This is a genomic window from Paenibacillus sp. 19GGS1-52, from assembly GCF_022369515.1.
Taxonomy (GTDB): Bacteria; Bacillota; Bacilli; order Paenibacillales; family Paenibacillaceae; genus Paenibacillus_AQ.
On record NZ_CP059724.1, the window covers coordinates 1,136,028 to 1,160,787 of the forward strand.

Here is a 24,760-nt window from a genome sequence, read left to right on the forward strand (position 1 = left end):
GGGGCAGCATGTGTCATTTTAGGGCTGTTAATAATGGCTCTCATTCTCACTAAGAAAGGTGATATTAATGCAAACATCATCCAGACAACTACCACATCACAAGGCTCTATCAGGAGGCAAACAGCAACCGCGTTCTCCGCAGCCACGCAGATTCGATCCGATCGCCATGCTGAGCAACTCTGAAATGCAGGCCGCGCTGGGCAGCGGTGCGCTTATGCTTATCGCTTGGGCGGTTGGTGGCTGGTCAGAAATCCTATCCATTGTGATATATGTGATTTCCTATACGCTAGGAGGTTGGAGCAAGGCGAAGGAAGGCGTAGAACTACTGGTCAAGGAACGTGATCTCGACGTGAACTTGCTGATGATCGCCGCCGCTTTGGGAGCTGCTACGATCGGTTATTGGAATGAAGGAGCTATGCTGATCTTTATCTTTGCGCTGAGTGGCGCACTGGAAAGCTATACGATGGAGCGCAGCAAAAAAGATATTTCTTCACTTATGGCGCTGAAGCCGGCAACGGCAGTGCGGATTGAAAAAGGGGCGATGAGTGAGGTTGCTATTGACCAGCTCGTCATCGGTGATCTGCTCCTCGTGCGTCCAGGCGAGTTAATTCCCGCTGATGGCAAGGTATGTCAGGGAGAGTCTTCTGTGGATCAGGCTTCCATCACTGGGGAATCACTGCCCGTAGAGAAATCAACAGGCAGCGAAGTTTTCGCAGGTACGGTCAATGGTGAGGGTCCGCTATATATTGAAGTAACAAAATCTGCTGCGAATACTCTTTTTGCCAAAATCATCAAAATGGTTGAAGAAGCAGAAACGGAATTGCCGGATTCGCAGCGCTTTATTAAACGTCTGGAGGCTATTTATGCCCGGGTAGTTGTAGCAGTTACACTGTTGCTTATCACACTGCCACCACTTCTAATGGACTGGAGCTGGAGTGCTACGTTCTACAAAGCAATGGTCTTTCTCGTTGTAGCTTCTCCATGTGCCTTAGTTTCTTCGATCATGCCAGCGATGCTGTCAGCCATTTCCAAAAGTGCGCGCAAAGGGATTCTCTTTAAAGGCGGAGTCCATTTGGAGAATATGGCCCGGACGTCAGTAGTCGCCTTTGATAAGACAGGTACGCTCACAGAGGGAACTCCCCAGGTAACAGACTTCATTGCAGGCGATGGTTATAACCGTAATGAACTGCTGGCGATCAGTGCCTCCATTGAGAATATGTCGCGCCATCCACTGGCGGAAGCGGTTGTGCGTAAGGCTGCGGAAGAAAATCTGGAGCTGCACGGTGTGCTGGAGAGCAAATCGATAACAGGCTGGGGGATTGAAGGGGAAATTGACGGACAACTCTGGAAGATTGGTAAATCGAATCTGCTGGATGAGTTGGTTAAGAGTACTGAAGGTGCTGGACTAGAGCACTGGAGATCTTTGCGGCAGCAACTGGAGAGCGAAGGTAAGACCGTCTCGATTATTCTGACTGACGATCAAGTTGCGGGGATGATTGCTCTACAGGATACTGTGCGTCCGCAAGCCGCAGCTGCTGTAAGGAAGTTGCAGGAGCTTGGGATCAAAGTGGCAATGCTTACGGGAGATAGAGTAGCTACGGCCCAAGTGATTGCTGGAAAGACAGGAGTCGACCTGGTATTTGCTGATCTTTTGCCGGAGGATAAAGTAATTCAAATTAAAGCACTGCGTGAACAGTATGGTCATGTGGTTATGGTTGGTGATGGCGTAAATGATGCTCCGGCACTAGCGACAGCGACTGTTGGTATAGGAATGGGAATGAAAGGTAGTGGGGCGGCGCTGGAGATCGCAGATGTCGTGTTAATGAATGATAATATCGAGGAGATTGCCTCGACTATATCGTTAGCCCGGCGTTCGCAACGCATTGTGAAGCAAAATATGATTTTTGCTGTATCAGTAATCACAGTGCTCATGATCAGCAACTTTGTCCAGGGGATCGCTCTTCCATTTGGTGTAATCGGTCATGAAGGCAGCACGATCCTCGTTATCCTGAATGGATTAAGACTTTTGCGCTAAAAAAAGAGGTCTAATCAATCCAGTATCGTTAATTAATTACTTGAAATTAAATTGTTCACAAAATAAATTAGTTTTTGGAGTCTGGCATATTGACATATTCGTCTTCTGTTATCATAATTAGTACTAGATTATAATTATTTTAAATAAGCAACGACGTCATTGCCGTCATTCCAAGGAGGATATCATTATGTATAAATCAATTATTGTTGGCACCGGGCCAGCCGGATTGACTGCAGCCATCTACTTAGCACGGGCTAATCTGAGCCCGTTGGTTATTGAAGGACCCCAACCAGGCGGTCAATTGACTACCACAACGGAAGTTGAGAATTTCCCAGGGTTCCCTGAGGGAATTATGGGCCCAGATTTGATGGATAATATGCGCAAGCAGGCGGAACGTTTTGGAGCGGTATTCCGTACGGGCTGGGTAAACAGCGTTGAATTGGGCGAGCGTCCGTTCAAGCTGACTGTTGAAGGGTTGGGTGTTCTTGAGACAGATACCCTGATTCTTTCAACGGGTGCTACAGCAAAATACCTGGGTATCCCTGGGGAGCAGGATAATGTGGGACGTGGTGTCAGCACTTGTGCTACCTGTGACGGATTCTTTTTCCGTGGCAAAGAGATCGTGGTCGTTGGCGGTGGAGATTCAGCGTTGGAGGAAGCAGGTTTCTTGACTCGGTTTGCTTCTAAAGTAACCTTAGTGCACCGTCGTGGTGAACTGCGTGCTTCCAAAATCATGCAGGATCGTGTACGCGATAATGCCAAAGTAGTCTGGGGCTTGAATCGTACGCCGCTGGAAGTAACCTCTGGTGACAAAGGCGTGAACGGACTTAAAGTGCTTAATAACGAGACTGGTCAAGAAGAGTTTATCGAAGCAAGCGGTGTGTTCGTGGCGATTGGTCATCATCCGAATACTGCATTTCTGGGCAGCCAGATAACAACAGATGAGAATGGCTATATCGTTACGAATCCAGGTAGCTCCGAGACGAACATTCCGGGCGTATTCGCTTGTGGCGACGTGCAGGATACCCGTTATAAACAAGCGATCACTGCAGCGGGCAGTGGTTGTATGGCTGCGATGGATGCTGAGAAATACATCGAGAGTCTGGAGCATAGCGCGGTAATCTTGTAATATAAGAAGTGAAGTTCCACAAAACTAAGCATAGGCTTACGAAGTAGTTTTGTTGCAAAGCTGTATTCGAAGAAGTGAAGTTCCACAAAACTAAGCCTATGCTTACGAAGTAGTTTTGTTGCAAAGTCGTATTCGAAGAAGTGAAGTTCCACAAAACTAAGCCTATGCTTACGAAGTAGTTTTGTTGCAAAGTCGTATTCGAAGAAGTGAAGTTCCACAAAACTTTTAGGAGGTAATAACATGGAAAACGTAATTGTGTATACATCGACTAATTGTCCGCATTGCCGTCAGGTAAAGAGCTTTTTGAGCGACAAGGGTGTAGCTTATGAAGAACGCAATATTGAGCAGAATGATGATTATGCACAGCAGGTATGGGATATGGGTATGAGAGCAGTGCCCATAACCGTAATCGGTGAATACAAAATCGTAGGCATGAACAAGACGCAGTTCGACAAGGCTCTTGCGACTGTATAATTCGTTTATTAAACTTTGCATTTATAGAAAAAAGGCTGCCCCCAATATGTCTCTGGAGGCGGCCTTTTTGTCGATTATCTCAAGCTTGAGTCAAGGAAGTAATGATCTGAAAAAAGATATACACGGCGATACCGCCGCCAATGAGCATGAATCCCGAATTTTTTCTGGATTGAAACAAACGCAGAACGCCAAGGCTAATCAGAGGAGCAATAATGAGTAGAAATAGCAGCACAGTGATGAACATCCGTGCCGAAATATCCGATGTATCCACATAGGTCATGAACGCTCTCTCCATTTCAGAAAAAGGTGTTTTGGTGATAAATGTCACACTGCTATGACCTTCATTATATAGGATTAGGAATCTTTTTGCTGCATCTTGCCACCCTCTAATTGCGGCGATTTATCGTCGATTTATTTATAGGGTTACCCGGATATTTCCGAGGAAGTGCATAACTGCCGAGAAGCCGGCACCAATCATTGTGCCGCGGCTACCCAGCCTGGAGAATGTAATCTCCAATTGCTGCTTGTGATAAGGAAGTGTACGCTCCGCGACCACTCTGCGCAGCGGCTCTCCCAACCATTCCTCAGCTTCCGATAAAGCCCCGCCGATGACAATCAGCTCCGGATTGAAGCTGTTAATCAGATTGGTTACCCCAATGCCCAGATACTCACCCATGAACGAGAAGTGGCGCAAGGCATCCTCCTGTCCATTGGCTGCATAGCGTACCAGCTCGGGAGTCGTGCGTGCAGGTAATGTAAGCCCAGGATTATCATAGGTTTTCTCTGAGGCATACAGCTCCCAGCAGCCGCGACTGCCACAGCTGCAAGGTTTGCCTTTGGACTCAATGCTCATATGTCCTGTCTCTCCCGCATACCCACGCGCGCCCTTATAGAGCTCTCCACCGATAATGATCCCAGAGCCGATCCCAGAACCCGCACTGATATACAGTAAATGTCGTACATCCCGAGCCGCCCCAAAGTTCAATTCACCTTGTGCACCAGCATTAGCTTCATTATCAATTGTGACCGGTACGGAGAACTCTTGCTCCAGAAGACCCCGCAGATTGACCATTTCCCAGCCAAGATTGGGGGCAAATAGCACGATCCCATGTTCGTCTACCATCCCTGGTACGCCAACACCGATACCAACGATGCCATAAGGTGTAGCAGGAGCTTTGGCAATTAGATCGGAGATAAGGATTTTCATCTGTTCCAGGACGTAGGGCAATTCATGGGCTTCGAGAGAGAAATCGCTTTCGTGAAGAATGCTGCCTCCCAAGTCGCAGAGAACAGCAGTTAACTGCTTCACCCGTAACTCTATGCCGATTACACTGCCAGCCATAGCGTTGAAATTCAAAATAAGCGGTTTACGACCACCGCTGGATTCTCCAGGTCCAACTTCTGTTACCAGTTCTAGTCCGCACAGCTCGGCTACCAGATTGGATACAGTGGCTTTATTAAGTCCGGTCATCTCCGATACTCTGGCACGAGAGAGCGGTGAGTATCTTCGGATAGTATGTAATATAATGGATTTGTTTATTTTTTTAACCAGCGCTTGATCCCCGGTAACCTTCACGAATGACACATCCTTCTTGGCAACGTTCTCATTTGTCGTTATGCCACTTAGTCTAGAGTGATGTGCCGAAAATTGCAATATGCCTGCGCATAGGCTAGGGAATTGCAGGGAATTGTATGCTAATAATAAATAGGGATTGGAGTGATGCAAAAACGATTATATTCTAAAATATAAGAATTTATAGGTTCCACACGATAATTTATTCTTATATTTCTCGAAGAAACGGCTACCGTCCATAAAAGGACGGCAAGTCTGTATCTTCTTGTTCAGAAGACAAGAAATAGACAAATAAAAGTTGTCCAAAACTTTGTTTAACCAATATACAAAGTTCGAAAGATATGTTAAGATGGTCCTGTAAACGCTTGCGGGCGAGCACAATATGAGGAGGATTACTCAATGGCTTATTTTGAAACAGTGAACAAGATCTCTTACGAGGGAAGCCGTTCCACAAACCCTTATGCCTTTAAATCTTACAACCCTAAGGAAATTATTGCTGGAAAAACAATGGAAGAGCACATGCGTTTTTCAATGGCTTATTGGCATACATTAACTGCTGGCGGTGCTGATCAATTCGGCGCTGAAACAGCAGTTCGCAGTTGGAATAATTTATCCGTTCTGGACAAGGCTAAGGCTCGTGCTGAAGCTGCTTTTGAATTCATGGAAAAAATGGATCTGCCATTCTACTGCTTCCACGATGTGGATATCGCACCTGAAGGCGCAAATTTGCGTGAGTTCTACAAAAACATTGATACCATCGTAGATATTCTCGCTCAAGGCATGAAGACTTCCGGCAAGAAATTGCTGTGGAATACAGCTAATATGTTCACCAATCCACGCTATGTGCATGGTGCAGGCTCCACTTGCAACGCAGATGTATTTGCTCATGCGGCTGCACAAGTGAAGAAAGGTCTGGATGTTGGTAAACTTCTTGGATCTGAGAACTATGTATTCTGGGGCGGACGTGAAGGCTACGAAACGCTGTTGAACACAGATATGGGATTGGAACAAGATAACATCGCTCGTCTGTTCCACCTGGCTATCGACTACGCGAAGGAAATTGGTTATGAAGGACAATTCCTGATTGAGCCGAAACCAAAGGAACCAACTAAACACCAATATGATTTCGATGCAGCTACCACTATTGCATTCTTGCAGAAATATAATCTCGACAAGCACTTCAAACTGAATCTTGAAGGTAACCACGCTACCCTTGCTGGTCATACGTTTGAACATGAGATTCGTGTAGCTCGTATCAATGGCATGTTGGGATCGCTTGATGCGAACCAAGGTGATCCGCTTCTGGGCTGGGATACAGATGAATTCCCAGTTAACATTTACGATGCAACCCTGGCAATGTATGAAGTATTGAAGAATGATGGCCTGGGCAAAGGCGGAATTAACTTTGACTCCAAAGTACGTCGCCCATCCTTCGAGCCTGAAGATCTGTTCTTGGGACACATCGCTGGTATGGATACTTATGCTAAAGGCTTGAAAGTAGCCGCTAAATTGATCGAAGATCGCGTATTCGAAAACTTTATCGACAAACGCTACAGCAGCTTTACTGAAGGTGTTGGCGCCGATATCGTATCCGGCAAAGCTACTCTGGCTTCATTGGCTGATTATGCCTTGAACAATGAGAACCCACGCCCTAATGAATCCGGCCGTCAAGAATACTTGAGAGCCGTTTTGAATCAATACATTTTCGCTGAGTAGGACTAGCACGATACAACCGCAACGGGGGTTGCTGAAGAGAGCATTCTTCGGCAACCCCTTTTTTCTGAAAGATAATAAATTTATAGGTTTTACATGATGACCTATGCTTGTATTTCTCGAAGAAACGGATGCCGTCCACAAAAGGACGGCGAAGCCGTTTCTTCTTGGGTGAATCCCATAAATAAATTCAAATGAAGTAGAAAGAATAAATTAACATGAATTTCTGCTGCTAATTGGAGTCTTATCTCGCGTAAGAGACACATTAACATGAATTTCCGCCTCTAATTCGGTACTTGAAAGCTGATTACCTAAATCTAGAGCGAATTAACGGCATAATTTGCTGTTAATTGCCTAAATGGGCCAGATTTCAGCGAATTAACGGCATGATTTGCCTTTAAATTTATTCAACATCTCGAATCTCGGCAAGCTCCAAAAAAAATAAGCGAATGCTTACGAAGTGATTTTTATGACGTAGTATTCCAAGTAGCTTAGCTCCATAAAAATTAAGTTGATGCTTACGAAGTAAGTTTTGTACGAATATAAGAATTTATAGGTTTCACATGATAACTTATCCTTATATTTCTCGAAGAAACGGGTACCGTCCATAAAAGGACGGCGAAGCCATTTCTTCTTGGAAGCTATTCAATGAAGATTATCCTAACAAAACTTTTTAGGAGGATTAATATGAAATATGTAATCGGTGTCGATCTGGGTACCAGTGCAGTGAAGACGGTTCTTGTAGACCCGCAGGGCAAGGTAGCTTTTGAGCATTCTGAGGCTTATCCACTTAGTAGACCCCAGCCAAACTGGAGTGAACAGAATCCTGAGGATTGGGTTAAAGGTACGATTGTCAGCCTGCGTCGTCTAATCGAGACTTCAGGAGTGGACCCTTCACAGGTAGACGGTCTAAGCTTCTCGGGACAAATGCACGGACTGGTGCTGGTAGATAAAGAGGGCAAGGTTCTACGCCCAGCGATTCTCTGGAATGATACTCGCACTACAGCACAATGCCGGAAAATTGAGCGCACGCTTGGACCGAAGCTGCTGGAGATTGCCAGAAACTCTGCGCTCGAAGGCTTCACACTGCCGAAGATTCTTTGGGTGCAGGAGAATGAGCCTGAAGTGTTGTCTCAGGCCGCTCTGTTCCTTCTGCCGAAGGATTATGTGCGTTACCGTTTAACCGGCGATTATGCGATGGATTATTCCGATGCTGCTGGCACGTTGTTGCTCGATGTTGGCTCCAAAGTATGGAGTGCTGAGATCGCTGAAGCCTTCTCATTGCCGCTTTCACTTTGTCCGAAACTGGTAGAGTCCTTTGATCTGACTGGCACGCTGCTGCCTGAGATTGCTGAGGCATCCGGACTTCTGCCTTCGACGAAGGTTTTTGCCGGCGGTGCCGATAATGCTTGCGGCGCACTGGGTGCAGGTATTCTGGGTGAAGGCCGCACCATGTGCAGTATTGGTACATCCGGTGTTGTGCTCTCCTACGAGACGAACAAGGATTTGGATTTAGAAGGGAAAGTCCATTTCTTTAATCACGGTGAGAAGGATGCCTATTACATTATGGGGGTTACACTTGCTGCAGGATATAGTCTTACCTGGTTTAAAGAAACCTTTGCTGCAGACAAAAGTTTTGATGAATTACTAAAAGGTGTAGATTCCATACCGGCAGGAAGTGGGGGTCTGCTCTTCACTCCTTATATTGTTGGGGAGCGTACTCCACATCCAGACCCGAATATCCGCGGAAGCTTCATCGGTATGGATTCCGGACATACGCTGTCCCATTTTACCCGTGCAGTCTTGGAGGGAATTACCTTTTCATTGCGTGAATCGATTGAAATCGTCCGGGTATCCGGCAAAGAAATCACTGAAATCGTTGCGATTGGTGGCGGGGCCAAGAATGAAGCTTGGCTGCAGATGCAGGCGGATGTTTTTAATGCTTCCATCGTGAAGCTGGAGAGCGAGCAAGGCCCGGCGATGGGAGCGGCAATGCTGGCAGCTTATGGCAGTGGCTGGTTCGCCTCACTTGGCGAATGTGCGGAAGCTTTTATCCGTCCTGCCGAAGTATTTACACCGAATCCACAGCAGGTAGCCATTTATAACGGTTTATTCGATCTCTATCAGGAAGTGTACGGCCAGACCCGTGAACTGAACAACAAACTGGCAGCATACCGTCAATAGAATGTTTGTTTCATCCCTCAATATGGAGAGCCTTTCGCTAATGGCGGAGGGCTCTGTTGCCGTTTTTATTGTTCTTATGTAAAGTAGGGGGTAATCTCTAGCCAGCAAATGCCTGTTTGAGAGATAGAGAAGGTTATGGGGGGGCTGAACTATGTTCCAGCGGTTGGTCAAGCTGCTGAATGATATCAAAATACGCAATAAGCTGCTGTTGGCCTTTTTACTAGTTACAATGCTGCCGGTGCTGCTTGTGGGTGGTTATCTTACGATCGAGATGAAGACAATGGCGTTTGAGAACGCGCTTGAACAGGCTTCAATTAACGTAGATCGGGTAAAAAAGAGAACAGAGGAAGTAGTAGACGTATCTCAGGATATTTCTTACCGCTTGAATAATGACGCTCGGCTGAAAAAATTGGCAATTCGTATCTATGAGAGTACCTATGATGTCGTGGAGGCCTATCAAGATTATCCGGATTTTCGCGAGTATCTTAGATTATATAAAGAAATATCGAATATACGGCTATATACTGACAATACTACCCTGCTTAACAACTGGGAACTGCTCAATCCCTCGACTGCTGTCAAGGAAAGCCAGTGGTATCAGAGAGCGCAGCGGTATGATAGTCTGGTGGGCTGGGAATATATTGAGGATGAGCGTGACCACCATAAATACCTAAGCCTTATCCGCAAGATTGAGCTGGAGGGCTCTAACAAAACAGGTGTGCTGATCATCAATGTGAATAGCAGTCAGCTGAATTCCATTCTGGGGCAAGAGTCCTTCGAAACGATGATTGTGGACGATAAGAATAATATTATTGCAGCTAACCGAAAGCAAAGGGCTGGCAAAACGCTGGCCGATATCTCTTTTGATACAAAGCTTATGGGTCAGGGCAGCGGCAGTTATGAAGCAGTAGTGGATGGTGAGGCTTCCAAAATAGTAATTGAGGAGCTAAAACCGCAGTCCAGCCGCAACGCGCTGCGGATTATCTCTGTTTTCTCTAACGAAAGTATTGTTAAGGAGCCGAATCGGATTATTAGGCTTGCTATTATGGTCATAGTCATAAGTGTTGTATTGGCCTTTTTATTAATATACAGCTTCTCCTCGTTGTTCTCACGCCGGATTCTGCATCTGAGCAAGCATATTAACCGGGTCGGTACAGGAGACTTTGATACCTCGCTCAAAATTGATGGTAATGATGAGATTGGTCTGCTGGCCCGCCAATTCAATGCCATGGTTCGCAGCATCAATGATTTGATGCTTGAGGTGCAGAATTCGAATGAACAGAACAGCCTGCTGGAGCAGAAACAGAATGATATTCGTTTTAAGATGCTGGCGAGCCAGATCAATCCACACTTTTTATTCAATGCGCTCGAATCTATTCGTATGGAAGCCCATATGAAGGGTCAGGTGGAAATTGCCCGAGTTGTGCGTCTGCTCGGCAAAATGATGCGTAGTAGTCTTGAGGTAGGCCGAAGCAAAACTCCACTGAAGCAGGAATTGGAAGTAGTCCGTTGTTATTTAGACATACAGCAATTCCGCTATGAGGAGCGGCTGAAATATCAGTTTATCGTAGATCCTGCTACGGAGTCGCTCTATATACCGCCACTTATTGTTCAGCCTCTTGTTGAGAATGCCGTTATCCATGGACTGGATAACAAGATGGAAGGAGCGTTTGTAACTGTGGAGATACAACAGGCTGGAGACTATGCCTTGTTTACGATCACTGATAACGGGGTCGGAATGACTCCGGAAAGGCTGGATATGCTGCGCAACAGGCTGGATATTCAGGAGGAACGTGAAGGTGAACGGATTGGGCTGCGTAATGTGCATGACCGCTTAAAGCTATCATACGGTGAAGAATACGGTCTGACGATAGATAGTCGTCCTGATGAAGGAACGATTATTTCCTTCCGTATTCCAATGGAGGACTTAAGTCTATGATAAAAGTATTGATCGTTGATGATGAGCCGAAGCTACGGGAGGGTCTGAGAACTCTTATACCCTGGGAGTCGCTCGGTTATACAGTGGTTGCTACGGCGGCTAACGGCTTGCAGGCACTAGAAAAATATCATACTTACTACCCGGAGCTTATAGTAGTAGATATTCGTATGCCTGGAATGGACGGGCTGGAGCTGATTGGTGAACTGCGGGAAGAAGGCTCTGGCAGTCATGTGCTTATTTTGAGCGGACATGCCGATTTCGAATATGCCAAACAGGCGATTGCCTATCGAATTGATGGATATTTACTAAAGCCGGTAGATGAAGAGGAAATGATAACCTATCTGGAGCAGCTGCGGGAAACGATTGACCAAGAGGATCGGTTTGCGCTCTGGAATCAGGCCGAACCCGCACGCAACAAGGAAACACTGCTTCGTGCATTGCTGCAGCCGTCTGCAGGAGATGAGGGGAATAACGATCCCAGTAAGTATACAACTGCACTTGGACTTGGGCCTGGTAGCTATGAGGTAATCTTAATAGAGCTGATAGAACCCGCTAAAGCTAGCGAAGAGGACACGCAGAGAATTAGAACGACAATGGAACAGCATTTCTGTGGGAGTGAGGAACAGCTATTCTTTACACTGCCGCCGTTTATGGGGTTGCTGCTGAAGGAACCTCTACAAGATAACAACAGCAGGGATAAGTTGTATAAGGAACTCTCAGCAATGATTCACGAGAACGAATATGACTTCATAGCAGCGGCAGGAGGATCTGTACTCCGTCCAGAAGAGGCTGCAAGTTCATTGATGATTGCCCGCGAACTGTTGCGTAAAGCATTCTTTTTTCAGAAGGGGATCATCCTTAGCACGGATGTTTCAGGAATGCTGCTCACGGGTGCAATAAAGACAAACGTGGAGGAGGGACAGGACGCGGAGAGTCTGCTGCTGCTCGCGGTCGAGACTGGAAGCCGTTCAGCAATTGGGCCTTTAGTGCAAGAAATTTGCACGGAGCTAGTGACGCTTGGCCGAGAAGAGCTGCTAATTAAAGAGACATTTGTACGAATACTTAGTACTGTATTAGCCCGGCTGGAACCCTCCTATCCAGAAATCCGCGCTTACGCGGCAGAGCATTCGCCTCCGATTGGAGAGCTTTACCAGAGCTTATATCTGAGTGATCTGCAGACGCAGTCCGTGTCCTTTCTGGAGGAGATCGCCGGGCAGATGACCAGTGGAGGGCGGGGTAATGAAGTCAAGAAGATAACTGAGCTGATTCACCGCCGTTACAACGAGAACCTGAAGCTGGAAACTTTGTCCGAGTTGTTTAACTATAACAGCGCTTATCTGGGTAAAATGTTCAAGAACACAACGGGTGAATATTTTAATACGTATGTGGATAAAGTGCGGATCGAGAAAGCCAAGCAGTTTCTGGCGCAAGGCATGAAAGTATATGAGGTAGCTGAAAAGGTTGGCTACATGAACCCGGATTATTTTAACGCCAAGTTTCGCAAATATGAGGGTGTTTCTCCGACCTCCTTCCGCAAAAACACCTAATCTGTAAGCCAATTGCTGCACAAACTCCAACTAATGTTAACAATGACGTGCAAACTGGCAACAGTTAACGCGTCATTTTTTTAATTCTACTTTTCGACGATAGCCCTCTTCCAAATATTCCTTTAATCCCTCACATTGTTTATGAATTAAAGTCATCCATAATGTTTCCCCCTTTTTAGCCAGTTCCTCAGAGGTGTATTGACCTTTCGTGTAATGTCCCCAATTTCCGTCTTTGGTGAGTTTATCCCAACCTATGTAATCGGCAAATCCCTTCAGTTCTTCCGGTATTTCCGAACCCATAGTCTCTAATTTTACAAGTTCAGGGCAAAGCCACATCGCTGTACATACTCCAGTTAAACCACCGTGCATATCATTTCGTCCGGTTAACCCGGCAGCCTTTACAGCTACCTCCCAGGCATCTGTTTGATATCCTGGAAAGATAACAATGATATCAGGGTACTTGTAGTTCATCTGTTTGATAAATGCGTTAAACCAATAGGCTCCACCATGGCCTGAGCATAGAAGGAATTTCTTGAAACCTTGTCTGTGGAGGTTAACTATAATTTCTTCCAAAAAAGCAGTTAGTATATTCGGACTGACCGTAACCGTACCTTTAAACCCGGCATGTTCTTCTGAAGTATTAAAGGGGAGTACAGGTAGAACATAAGCATTTATTGCTTTACCATATTCGTTCGCATACAGTTCTGCAATTAATGAATCGATATGCATAGGTAAATAGGGTCCGAATTGCTCCGTAGCCCCCACTGATATTACCGCCGTATCAATGTTGCTTTCTGCTAATTCTGCGGTTGTGTTTCTATAATCCAACATATCTGTCACCATTCCTCATTTGTAATTATTTACCTATCTTATAATACTACATAAAATCATGTTCACAAGATGCGCTGAGAAAAAAGTCATCTTATTATGTAGTGAATGATTTATGCAGTTAAATAAACACCTGCTTAAGTGAAAGGGTTGACCTTCAGGGGTCTTTTCAACAAATTGCATCATTCATCTCGCACGAAAATCTCTAATTTTCACCTGATTTTAGGTCGAATTTATAGGGTACTGCAATCGCTTACAGCCCATTAAAATATAGACATAGAGAGGAGGGGGCTTCATGAAAGCGGCAACAACCTTACAAGATATCCAGCCTGCTAACGACAAGCTAAATAAAAAGCCTGCTTCAGGGGGACGGTTTTGGAAAACCTTTAAAAATCAGAAATATTTGTACATGATGTCATTACCCTTCATTGTTTGGGTGTTCGTATTCAGTTACCTCCCGCTTTGGGGATGGACGATGGCTTTTCAGCAGTACAAGCCCGCAAAAGGATTCTTCGAACAGAAATGGGTTGGCTTAGAGCACTTCAAGACTCTTTTTGCAGACGATCAATTTCTCTTGGCGCTACGCAACACGCTAGCAATGAGCGGAATGGGCCTGGTGGCAGGCTTCATATTTCCGATAACGTTTGCAATTTTATTGAATGAGGTTCGCTTAAACTTTTTCAAACGTTTTGCACAGACGATTTCGTATCTGCCTCACTTTGTATCATGGGTTGTCGCTGCGGGCATTGTAACCAAAATGCTATCCGGCGAAAACGGTCTTGTAAACGATCTCTTAATGGGTGTCGGCTTTATTCACACACCTATCCAGTTCATGGCTCAGGGCCATCTATTCTGGGGAATTGTTACCTTTTCGGATGTTTGGAAAGAAACTGGATGGAACGCGATTATCTACCTTGCGGCCATTGCGGGAATTGGACCTGAACTTTACGAAGCAGCCCGTGTAGACGGTGCTAGTCGGTTGCGCCAAGTATGGCATATTACGATTCCGGGTATTCGCCCAACGATTACCGTTCTGCTGATCATGTCGATTGGGAATTTGCTTAATATCGGCTTTGAGAAGCAATTCCTGTTAGGAAATAACCTCGTTACCGACTATTCGCAGGTGCTTGATCTGTACTCTTTGAAATACGGACTAGGCATGGCGAGATATTCATACGGTACCGCGATCAATATATTTAACTCAGTGATTAGTGTAATCCTCTTGTTCACCATCAATGGAATATTCAAACGTACTACTAAAGAAAGTCTTCTGTAGAAAGGGGGGCATCATTTTGGGAAGTTCTACATTTGCTAATCGGAAATCTTGGTCTGACCGAATATTTGATATTATCATTTATGTTGTTGTGACCTTCGTTGTCATAGTTACCTTATATCCGTTTTTGAATGTACTCGCTATATCACTGAACGATTCGATCGACAGTGTGCGTGGTGGAATCACTATTTTCCCACGGGAGTTTACAATTGATAACTATATCAAAATATTTTCCTTTACCGGCCTGCTTACCGGTCTGAAGATATCGGCCTTACGTACGGTTATCGGAACGTTTCTCGGATTATTGACGGCCTCGATGCTGGCGTTTACGATCGCCCGTGTAGATTTCCAAGGTCGCAAATTCGTCTCTACATTTCTTGCTCTAACCATGTATGTATCGGGTGGATTAATTCCAACCTACATGCTGATGCGTGATTTGCATCTGATGAATACCTTCGCAGTCTATATTCTACCTGGTGCAGTCAGTGCCTTTAATGTATTCGTTATCCGTTCCTTTATCGATGGTATACCTTATGCGCTTCAGGAATCGGCTACACTGGATGGAGCTAATGACTTTACGATCTACTGGCGTATCATTCTGCCACTAGCCAAACCAGCGCTGGCAACTATTGCCTTGTTCTTGGCTGTGGGACAATGGAATGCTTGGTTCGATACTTATCTCTATAATGGCTCCAATGAAGCCTTAACTACCTTGCAATTCGAGCTGATGAAGGTGTTGCAGAGCACGACGGCAGGAAGTGGCGGAGACTACCGCTCCAATATTGTCAGTCAGGCTACCAATCAGGTCTCACCTGAATCTATCAAGATGGCAATTACCATTGTCGTTACAGTACCTATTCTGCTAGTATATCCCTTCTTGCAAAATTATTTTGTGAAGGGCATGACGCTTGGAGCCGTAAAAAGCTAGTATTACAACCTAGGTATTCCGTAGCAGAACTGCTACGGAAATACCTGAACATTTGGTATCTACAGGGGTTACTCCTGTTATACAATAGATAAATGAATCAAGGAGGGTTTACATGATGGCTAGCAATAGAAAAAAAGCTTCCGCATGGTTGTTGGTTTCGACATTAATGCTCGGTATGCTTGCCGGCTGCGGTGGAAATAACAATAATAATGCGGCAACCGAAGAGAACACAGGCAATACAGGCACGAATTCGGCCACTGCAACAGCTGCACCTGAAGATACAAGTCCTATGACATTCTCATTCTTCAGTGCTGATCCAAGTCCGAACTGGACAGGCATGCAAGATGAAACAGGTAAGATCCTTACCGAGAAAACAGGTGTAACGCTTGACGCAGAATTTGCCGTTGGTGATCCTGGGCAAAAAGTGGCTCTGATTGCTGCAAGTGGTGATTATCCAGATATCGTCGCTGCCAAGAATGATGTCAGTAAGCTAGTTGATGCAGGTGCGATGCTTGACCTTACTGATTTGATCGATAAATATGCTCCGAACATTAAAAAGGTACTTGGCGAAGAAAATATGAAGCGTGCCCGTTACAGTGATGATGATCATGCTATTTATGCGATTCCAACGAATGCTGGAGTGGACAACACTTATTTTAACGCAGGTGGCGGATTTGAATTGCAGCACCGTGCGGTAAAAGAAGCTGGTTACCCAGCAATCAAAACAGTTCAGGATTATGAAAACGTAATCAAAGCCTATTTGGAAAAACATCCTACTGATGAAAATGGTAATAAAAATATTGGGATGACACTGAATGCAGATGACTGGTATATGTACATCACAGTTACCAACCCTGCCTTCTTAACTACAGGCTCATCAGATGATGGAGAGTACGCAATCGATGTAGATACACAGAAGGTAACTTATCACTTCCGTCGTCCTGCAGAGAAAGAATACTTCCGCTGGTTGAACCACATGAACGATATTGGCTTGCTTGATCCAGAAAGCTTTGTACAAAAATATGACCAATACAAGGCTAAGATTGCAACCGGCCGCGTTGTCGGCCTGATTGACCAAGACTGGGGTTACGGCGATGCTGAAAAAGCGCTGAAAACTGCTGGTAAATTCGATCAAGGCTATGGTCACTATTCTGTAACCTTGTCTGAAGAATACAAAGATGCTTCTTTCTGGCCAACAGGTTTCATGGCTGGTTACGGTGTCGGTATCACTACATCATGTAAAGATCCGGTTCGTGCCATCAAGTTCCTGGATTACCTTGCTTCTGACGAAGGTCAAGTTCTGTTGAACTATGGTGTTGAAGGTAAAGATTATAAAGTTGAGAACGGCAAACGTGTCATTCCTGATGATGTAAATAATCGCATTGTAAATGATAATGCCAACTTCACCAAAGAAACTGGTATTGGCTTGTACAATACACTGGGCGTTCACTACGGCGACGGCGTTAAGGATCCTTCAGGCAACTACTACACTACGAAATTCCCTGAACAAATTACTGCCCAATTCAATGATGTTGAGAAGGAAACACTGGCTGCTTACCATGTAACCAACTGGAAAGAACTGTTCCCTAAAGAAAGCGAGTTCAAGGTTAAACCTTGGGGTGCTGCTTGGAATATCACAATCCCTGGAGACAGTGAAATCGTGGTATTGGATAATAAGCTGAAGGATATCACTTGGAAACGTATTCCAGAAGCAATCTTGTCCAAACCGGCTGAATTTGATAAAATCTGGGATGCTTATATGGCAGAACTGGATAAAGCTGGCGTAGCCAAAGCAGAAACATTGCGTGAAGAACTGGTTAAAAAACGTGTTAAACTGTGGACTGAATAAGCATCATTAATAATCTTAAATAAGTTCAATATGGCGGGGAGTCCGAATGAAAATTCGGGTTTCCCGCCGATTGATGTTCAGGGGGCAGAAAATGGGAGAAGACGTGCGAATGAAGGACAGCAATACTAATCACAAAATACTATGGTATAGCAAACCCGCAGCAGTATGGGAAGAGGCCTTGCCCATTGGTAACGGTCGTCTAGGTGGTATGGTATTTGGCGGAGTCGATGAGGAAGTTATACAACTGAACGAAGATACGTTATGGTCTGGATTTCCACGGGATACCGCCAATTATGAGGCACTGCGGCATGTAGCTCCAGCTAGAAAGCTGGTTGCAGAGGGTAGCTATACTGAGGCGGAGACATTAATCGAAGCTAAAATGCTGGGCAGACGTACGGAATCCTACCAGCCGCTTGGCGATCTGCGCATTAAGCTGCAGATGGACAGTCCTGCCGAGAATTACCGGCGGGAACTGAATTTGGATACTGGAATAGCTTCCGTATTCTACACTGTTGGCGCTGTAAGTATTGTACGTGAAGTATTTTCCAGCAGACCGGACGGCCTAATTGCCGTGAATATCCGAGTTGTAGGGGAGGATCCTGCCGTGATCCTGCCACAAATCACGGTTGAACTGACCTCACCGCATCCAAGTGATGTCCAGGTCATTAAGGGAAGCATACTCCTGCTAACAGGGCGTGCTCCATCTCATGTCGCCGACAATTATGTAGGCGATCATCCGAGAGCTGTACTGTATGAGGAGGACCGTGGGCTGAGCTTTGCCGCAGCTCTGGAAGTCCGTGCTGAGGGTGGAATGTTGAGCGCGGAAGACGGGCGCTTGATACTCACAGGTGCACACTCGGTCACATTCCTGCTTCCAGCCGCTACAGATTATGCTGGTTATGATCGTATGCCGGGAACCAGCGGCATTCTTCCTTCAGCGCTTTGCCTGGATCAATTATCAGTGGCTCCTGCTGCATATACAGAGCTGCGAGAGCGGCATGTTAGCGACCATCAATCATTGTTCCACCGTGTTGACCTTACGCTAAACTCTCCAGAACGTTCATTCACCGATGAACCAACAGATGTACGGCTGGAGCAATATCGCGGAGGACAGAGTGATCTTGAACTGGAGGCTTTACTGTTTCACTATGGGCGTTATCTGATGATCGCCGGTTCCAGACCGGGAACTCAGGCACTTAATCTGCAGGGAATCTGGAATCCCTCTATCCAACCACCCTGGAACAGTAATTATACGACCAATATCAACACCGAAATGAACTATTGGCCAGCAGAAATCTGCGCATTGGGCGAATGCCATGAGCCACTGATAGATTTAATTTCCGAGCTTAGTGTAACGGGAGGACGGACGGCAGCAATTCATTATGGTGCCCGTGGTTGGGTGGTTCATCACAATACCGACTTATGGAGGATGTCCTCGCCATCAGACGGCAGGGCTATGTGGGCCTTCTGGCCGATGGGTGGCGTCTGGCTCTCCCGGCATGTATGGGAGCGTTACGCATTCCGCCCTGATCACGATTACTTGCAGGACACGGCGTATCCTTTGCTTAAGGGAGCGGCGCTGTTCTGCCTTGACTGGCTGGTGGAGCTTCCGGATGGCAGACTGACTACGGGTCTTTCCACTTCACCAGAGAATGTATTTTTGACCGCTGACGGGGCACCTTGCAGTGTGTCTGCCGGATCGGCCATGGATTTGTCGCTCGTTGCCGAGTGTTTCCACCACTGCATTAAGGCTGCGGAAATTTTGCGGATTGATGCTGAATTGCGACAAGAGCTTATCCAGAAACGGGCGTTGCTGGCTCATCCCGGAATCGCACCGGATGGGCGGATGCGGGAATGGAACGAGGATTTTGCCGAAAAAGAACTAGGGCATCGTCATGTTTCCCATCTCTATGATTTATTTCCAGGAAACGAAATCAGTTCATCCAAGACGCCGGAGCTGGCACAGGCAGCTTCATTATCGCTTGCGCAGCGCTTGAAATCCGGTGGTGGACACACGGGCTGGAGCGCAGCTTGGCTGCTTAATCTTTATGCACGTCTGAATGAAGGCGAGAATGCCTACCAATGCTTGCGCCGTATTTTGCAGGATTCTAGCCTGCCTAATCTATTCGGCAATCATCCGCCTTTTCAGATCGACGGCAACTTTGGTGTGACAGCAGGCATTGCTGAAATGCTGCTGCAGAGTCATCAAGGACAACTTGAGTTATTGCCAGCCCTTCCGGAGGACTGGAGTGAAGGAAGCGTCAAAGGTTTGGTGGCACGTGGTGGTTTTGTTGTCGATATCGAATGGAGCGGAGGCCAGTTAACCAAAGCTGAACTTACTTCAACTCATGGCCAGCCGTGCAGAATAGATTATCATCAGCCGTTAAGTGTATTAAGTCAGGATGGGTTGCCAATAGACGCAGCGAGTGAATTTAGAACTGTGATAGGAGAAGTCTATAGGATTACACCAGGATTGAAGTAGCATTAACGAATAGAGAAGATTATATGGTGGATAATGGGCAAGACTGTCCCCCTGTGTAGAATCATCTGCACAGGGGACAGTCTTTTTTTATAAAGTATTTATATTTCTCTAAGAAACGGATTAGACCTTATTACCCAGTCATGGTGTGCCGATATTAATAATCAGAACGCTACAAACGTAAGCTTTGGAAATTTACAGTTGTGCAGATAAGGTTTAACGCATCTAATATATAGTAAGACTATTTAATGAACAAATTTAATAGGTATGATACTGACTGCAGGAGGCGCTAAACAGATATGAATAAGAAACGCTTCACGCTGATAAAAGCTGTTCTTGGAGGGATGATTATAGCCAGTGTAATTCCACCAATGATTTACTGGGGCTGGGGGCGTGCCTATGCCGCTTCTACTTCGGCAGCGCTTCATAGTGTAGGTGAAGTCGCGCAGAAGCTGACGGGCGCTATGAACAACCGTAGAGAGACGATAACCTTTACCTATGAAGGTAAAACTACGGGCCTGAAATCCAAACTGCAGTCGGCGCTTGATCAAGCCATGGAAAGCGACCCTTATCTGTATTACATTGTAGATAGCTACGGTTATTCTTATCGCGGAAGCGGAAGTTCTGCGAATGTTACGGTACAGGTTAAGTACCGTGAGTCGCTTGCACAGACTGCCGTTGTGAACGAGAAGGTGAAGGCTGTCTTAAAGAAAATCATTACACCAGGGATGAACAATCATGAGAAAGTAAGGGTTATCCATGATTGGGTCGTGCTGAATCTGAAATATGATAAGTCTTACCGTAAATATACGGCGTTTGAAGCCATTCAGAGCGGCAGTGCGGTATGCCAGGGATATTCTCTGTTGACTTATAAATTGTTGAAGGAAGCTGGGATCACCAATACCATTGTCGAGGGGACAGCGAGACAGAAGGGAGGAGTCCGGGAATCACATGCCTGGAATCTGGTACTGCTGGATGGGCGTTGGTATCATTTGGATACAACCTGGGATGATCCAACACCGGATCAGGCTGGAGTTGTCAGCTCTTCATATTACCTGAGGACGGATGCGCAGATGCGGGTGGATCATAACTGGACCAAGTTTTATCCGGCAGCCTCCATCGGCTATCACCAAACGTTAGCAGAGCTCGTTAAACTTGGGGGACAGAAAGTGGCCGTTTATCAGAAGCTGCAGAAGGAACTGGACTACAGTTTGTACGCAGAGGATCAGGTTATCCATTCTGCAGCAGAGCTTTCCCTGCTTGCCAATAAAGGAATTGCCTCCGGGAAGAAGTCCTTATTATTCCGTTACAGGGGTAGCGAGAGGATGCTGGAGAATGATCTGCAGGAGCTTTATAAGCTCGGGTTGGATCAATTATCATATTCCAGTTCTAGGTTTGATAATACAGGTGATCTTAAAGTGTATGTTACCTGGAAGTAATGCAGCAACTTACAGCTCTATATGTAAAGAAGGGATGCTCCAAAGCCAACATGGCTTGGAACATCCCTTCTTTGTTGATAAGCTGATTATTCAGCAGGTGTACTGAGATCGCATTGATCCAGTGGAATAATGCTGCTCTTTCTGAACCAACGGTAGCCAATCCAGGTTAAGGCGAAGATCGGCAGACTGACGTAGGAGACGAGAATGCCGTACCAGTCAATGCTTTTTCCGGAAAAAGCACCGAGATTCTGCCCAGCTATAGCTACCAGGCACAATGCGAAGGCAAAGAGTGGCCCGAACGGGAACCATTTGGCCCGGTAAGGCAGTTCATCCAGAGAATGACCTTGCGCTACAAAGGCGTGTCGGAAACGGTAGTGGCAGATGGCTATGCCAAGCCAGTTGATAAATCCGCACATTCCAGAGGCGTTAAGCAGCCAGTTGTAGACAACGCCGTCGCCAAAGAAGGAAGCCAGAAAGGCCAGCATGCCGACAGCTGTAGTGACCAGCAAGGCTGCGACAGGCACGCCGCGGCGATTCAATTTACCTAGTGCGCGCGGTGCCATGCCATCCTTAGCCATCGCATACAGGATACGAGTAGAGGCGTACATTCCGGAGTTTCCGGCTGAGAGCACGGAGCTGAGAATAACGGCATTCATCACAGATGCTGCAATAGCAAGGCCTGCTTTATTGAATACGATCGTGAACGGACTAACTCCGATAGCATCGATGCCGCCGCGCAGCAGATCCGGATTCGTATAAGGAATCAGCAGACCGATTACGAGAATGGCAAGGATATAAAAGATTAGAATGCGCCAGAATACTTGGCGGATGGCGAGCGGTACGTTACGGCGCGGATTCTCGCTCTCGCCAGCGGCAACACCGACCAGTTCGGTACCTTGGAAGGAGAAACCAGCAGCCATAAAGACGCCAACGAAGGCAAAGAAACCACCGTGGAAAGAGGTTCCGCCAAGTTGGAAATTGCTGAGGCCGACTGCTTTTCCACCCATGATGCCAAAGATCATCAGCACCCCAACAACCAGGAAGACGATGACGGTAATGATCTTGATAATAGCGAACCAATACTCCGATTCTCCGTATCCACGGGAAGAGAGGAAGTTAAGGCCAAACATCACCAGCAGGAACAGCAAGCTCCAGAGGATGGAAGGGCTGTCTGGAAACCAGTATTTAATAATAACTGTCGCGGCAGAAAGCTCTGCTGCAATGGTAACCGCCCAGTTATACCAGAAATTCCAACCAATGGCGAAACCGAAAGCGGGGCTCACGAAGCGGGTACCATAAGTACTAAATGACCCTGAATCAGGTAAATAGGTCGCTAGTTCTCCAAGACTGGTCATCAGAAAATAGACCATAATGCCGACAGCCGAGAAGGCCAATAGTGCCCCTCCGGGTCCGGAGGATGCAATGGCCCCACCGCTGGCGAGAAATAGCCCGGTCCCGATGGATCCACCGAGCGCAATCATAGTTAAATGTCTTGCTTTGAATGTCTTACGGAGTCCCGGACTGCTATTAGTGCTGACTTGTGTAATATTCTTTTGCTTGCCTTGCATGAATCTGACACTCCTTCTGTTGATCTCATGTTTCTGTTCATGAACGGGGAGTGCTGAGCGCCATAGATTATGTGGAATAGAGTGAACATATAATTTCTTATATTTGCACAAAAAAACCGCAGACTATAGCTGCGGTTTCTTATATTTCAGCTCCGCATCATACTCCCTGTGAAGATAGCGCAACACTGTGCAGCCTGCTGTTATTGACAGGCCAAGCACGGTGACAGTTCCGCACCTTTCGGTAACGGCCCCAGCCCGCGCCGCAGGAAGAGCGGCAACGCAGGCTTCGGCGGATATTCCTTTCAGCTACGCTTCATAGACGGCTCTTTAACGTCTCCACGTGCTTACTCTTTATATCCGCGACCTCTACCTCATCGTAGGTATGATGAGGCTATCTTTATTTCGTTTATAAACACAACAGACATTAGTATAGAACAACTTTTGTCCTCAAGCAATGACAAATTAAGGAAGGTGTGTGTCAGGTACGGCGGCGTTCCGACATTTGCTGCCAGACCGTTCCGGCAGCTTCCTCGCCGGAAGCGATGCGTTCCAGCGCCATCCGGGCCTGCAGGCCGACTTCGAATTCCGGGTCTTCTGCTGCGAGTGTCAGTGCATCCAGCGCATCGGCGGTGCCAACTTCGTATAGAAAGCGGGCTGCCCGCCAGCGGACGAGCTTGCTCTTATCCTGCAGCGCGGCCGTCATAACCGGTGTGGCCGCAGGATTGCCGATGTCGGACAGCGTATCGCCTGCGGTGCGGCGTACGGCCGGGGCGCTGTCTGCCATTGCCTCATAGAGCAGCTCCATCGCCTCGGGCGTGCGAAGATCGCCTAGATAGACCACCGCAAGCCTGCGAATATGCAGCTTGGGATCATGCAGCGCCGCCTCAAGCTCCGGCAGGAGCTCCGCCGTCGGCGCAAGATCCTCCAGCGCGGCGTAGCGCACGCGCCAATCTTCATTCTTCAGGTCTCGCAGCAGCTCGCCCTGATCCCGCGTTCGTCTCTGCTCGACGAACTCGCCGGCTGCCCCGTGCGCGATGGCCTGCTGCACGAGGGAGTCGAGGCGTTCCTGCGGATACGCCGCTTCCAGTTCCTGCTCCACCTCGCGCGCTATTTCCGCGGGCTCGCCGTAGCGCACGCCGTAATCGGTGAGCTTGCGCTCTTTGATCATCACGGCGCTTGCCACATCCATCACCGCTTTGGTGAAGCGTGTGGACAAGGAGATACGTTCTTCATTGGCGCCAGTCTTGACGCGAATCTGCATCGGGATTTCCCGGAACAATTGTACAAATACTTGTGCTTCCCCGAAATGGGACCCGGCATTCTCATCCGTCAGGCTCCAATCCGCTATTAACCCTTCACCGTTGCCGAAACGGTGCTGTACCTCACGAAGAATCGCTGCCCAGTCGGCACTACCTTTACGCTCCAAAGCCGCAAAGTCGGCGGCGTGATAGACACTGGTTACGCCTGGAATGGTTAGCATATCCCGCGCCCAAGCCGGTGCGGAACGCTGGCTTTCCGGTGTATAGGTTCGACGAATTCCAGGTTCCAGACTTTCGTCCAAATGAAGCTTCATCGTATTTGGACTTGGAGTCGGTTCAATAAATGTGATCTTCATACGTGTCTCCTCCTTGAACGGCTTGTACACCGCTGCCATTACCCGCATTTTACATCATAGAAGGTGGTGAACACAAAAGGACTATTTCCATAATCCGTTTAAGCCGATAAATAACTATATAAGTTGAACTTAAGATTTTGCTGAATCGGCTTTTATCGTAACGCGGTGAATGTTTGGGCTTCCGGAG

The 24,760-nt window shown here is 46.8% G+C and carries 17 protein-coding genes and 1 riboswitch; of the genes, 12 read left to right on the forward strand and 5 right to left on the reverse strand.

Going from position 1 to position 24,760, the window contains the following annotated elements:
* The first annotated feature begins 67 nt into the window (after positions 1-67).
* From H1230_RS05255 to H1230_RS05265, 3 genes are all read left to right on the forward strand, one after another.
* On the forward strand, positions 68-2,035 hold the full coding sequence (locus tag H1230_RS05255) for a heavy metal translocating P-type ATPase (RefSeq protein WP_239714522.1): 1,968 nt from the start codon (positions 68-70) through the stop codon (positions 2,033-2,035).
* A gap of 187 nt (positions 2,036-2,222) precedes the next feature.
* A complete protein-coding gene (gene trxB, locus H1230_RS05260) occupies positions 2,223-3,164 on the forward strand; it encodes a thioredoxin-disulfide reductase (protein ID WP_239714523.1) in 942 nt (313 codons plus the stop codon).
* Positions 3,165-3,404: 240 nt separating this feature from the next.
* On the forward strand, positions 3,405-3,638 hold the full coding sequence (locus tag H1230_RS05265; RefSeq protein WP_239714524.1) for a glutaredoxin family protein: 234 nt from the start codon (positions 3,405-3,407) through the stop codon (positions 3,636-3,638).
* Between the two features lie 79 nt (positions 3,639-3,717).
* Here the strand turns inward: H1230_RS05265 and H1230_RS05270 are convergent, their stop codons facing one another.
* Both H1230_RS05270 and H1230_RS05275 read right to left on the reverse strand, forming a co-directional pair.
* The gene (locus H1230_RS05270) at positions 3,718-3,918 is read right to left on the reverse strand and encodes a hypothetical protein (protein ID WP_239714525.1); all 201 of its coding nucleotides are present in this window, start codon (positions 3,916-3,918) and stop codon (positions 3,718-3,720) included.
* Positions 3,919-4,053: 135 nt separating this feature from the next.
* Complete coding sequence (locus tag H1230_RS05275) at positions 4,054-5,214, reverse strand: ROK family transcriptional regulator (RefSeq protein WP_239714526.1); 1,161 nt, start codon at positions 5,212-5,214, stop codon at positions 4,054-4,056.
* Between the two features lie 396 nt (positions 5,215-5,610).
* Here H1230_RS05275 and xylA point away from each other — a divergent pair, with 396 nt between their 5' ends.
* The 4 genes from xylA to H1230_RS05295 all read left to right on the forward strand — a co-directional run bounded on the left by xylA (position 5,611) and on the right by H1230_RS05295 (position 12,594).
* The gene (gene xylA, locus H1230_RS05280) at positions 5,611-6,927 is read left to right on the forward strand and encodes a xylose isomerase (RefSeq protein ID WP_239714527.1); all 1,317 of its coding nucleotides are present in this window, start codon (positions 5,611-5,613) and stop codon (positions 6,925-6,927) included.
* A gap of 684 nt (positions 6,928-7,611) precedes the next feature.
* Complete coding sequence (xylB, locus tag H1230_RS05285) at positions 7,612-9,108, forward strand: xylulokinase (RefSeq protein WP_239714528.1); 1,497 nt, start codon at positions 7,612-7,614, stop codon at positions 9,106-9,108.
* A 151-nt stretch (positions 9,109-9,259) separates the two neighbouring features.
* Entirely contained in the window at positions 9,260-11,047 is a 1,788-nt protein-coding gene (locus H1230_RS05290; RefSeq protein WP_239714529.1) for a sensor histidine kinase, read from the forward strand.
* Positions 11,044-12,594: a response regulator transcription factor gene (locus H1230_RS05295; protein WP_239714530.1), complete on the forward strand. Its 1,551-nt coding sequence runs from the start codon at positions 11,044-11,046 to the stop codon at positions 12,592-12,594. Before H1230_RS05290 ends, H1230_RS05295 begins: the two co-directional genes overlap by 4 nt.
* Before the next feature lie 72 nt (positions 12,595-12,666).
* Here H1230_RS05295 and H1230_RS05300 read toward each other — a convergent pair whose 3' ends face one another.
* Positions 12,667-13,425: a creatininase family protein gene (locus H1230_RS05300; RefSeq protein WP_239714531.1), complete on the reverse strand. Its 759-nt coding sequence runs from the start codon at positions 13,423-13,425 to the stop codon at positions 12,667-12,669.
* A 292-nt stretch (positions 13,426-13,717) separates the two neighbouring features.
* On the opposite strand from H1230_RS05300, the gene H1230_RS05305 reads away from it, so the two are divergent.
* The 5 genes from H1230_RS05305 (at position 13,718) to H1230_RS05325 (ending at position 21,390) form a co-directional block, all read left to right on the forward strand.
* Positions 13,718-14,698, forward strand: a complete 981-nt coding sequence (locus tag H1230_RS05305; protein ID WP_239714532.1) for an ABC transporter permease — start codon at positions 13,718-13,720, stop codon at positions 14,696-14,698.
* 16 nt (positions 14,699-14,714) lie between these two features.
* Positions 14,715-15,623: a carbohydrate ABC transporter permease gene (locus tag H1230_RS05310; protein ID WP_239714533.1), complete on the forward strand. Its 909-nt coding sequence runs from the start codon at positions 14,715-14,717 to the stop codon at positions 15,621-15,623.
* Positions 15,624-15,738: 115 nt separating this feature from the next.
* A complete protein-coding gene (locus H1230_RS05315; RefSeq protein WP_481857164.1) occupies positions 15,739-17,472 on the forward strand; it encodes an ABC transporter substrate-binding protein in 1,734 nt (577 codons plus the stop codon).
* A 91-nt stretch (positions 17,473-17,563) separates the two neighbouring features.
* On the forward strand, positions 17,564-19,954 hold the full coding sequence (locus H1230_RS05320) for a glycoside hydrolase family 95 protein (protein WP_239714535.1): 2,391 nt from the start codon (positions 17,564-17,566) through the stop codon (positions 19,952-19,954).
* A 296-nt stretch (positions 19,955-20,250) separates the two neighbouring features.
* On the forward strand, positions 20,251-21,390 hold the full coding sequence (locus H1230_RS05325; protein WP_239714536.1) for a transglutaminase domain-containing protein: 1,140 nt from the start codon (positions 20,251-20,253) through the stop codon (positions 21,388-21,390).
* An 86-nt stretch (positions 21,391-21,476) separates the two neighbouring features.
* Here the strand turns inward: H1230_RS05325 and H1230_RS05330 are convergent, their stop codons facing one another.
* Positions 21,477-22,958 carry an amino acid permease gene (locus H1230_RS05330; RefSeq protein WP_239714537.1) on the reverse strand — a complete coding sequence of 494 codons (1,482 nt, stop codon included), beginning with the start codon at positions 22,956-22,958 and terminating at the stop codon, positions 21,477-21,479.
* Positions 22,959-23,125: 167 nt separating this feature from the next.
* A riboswitch (Lysine riboswitch) is annotated at positions 23,126-23,335 on the reverse strand.
* A gap of 101 nt (positions 23,336-23,436) precedes the next feature.
* Positions 23,437-24,573, reverse strand: a complete 1,137-nt coding sequence (locus tag H1230_RS05335; RefSeq protein ID WP_239714538.1) for a virulence factor — start codon at positions 24,571-24,573, stop codon at positions 23,437-23,439.
* Positions 24,574-24,760: the final 187 nt, after the last annotated feature.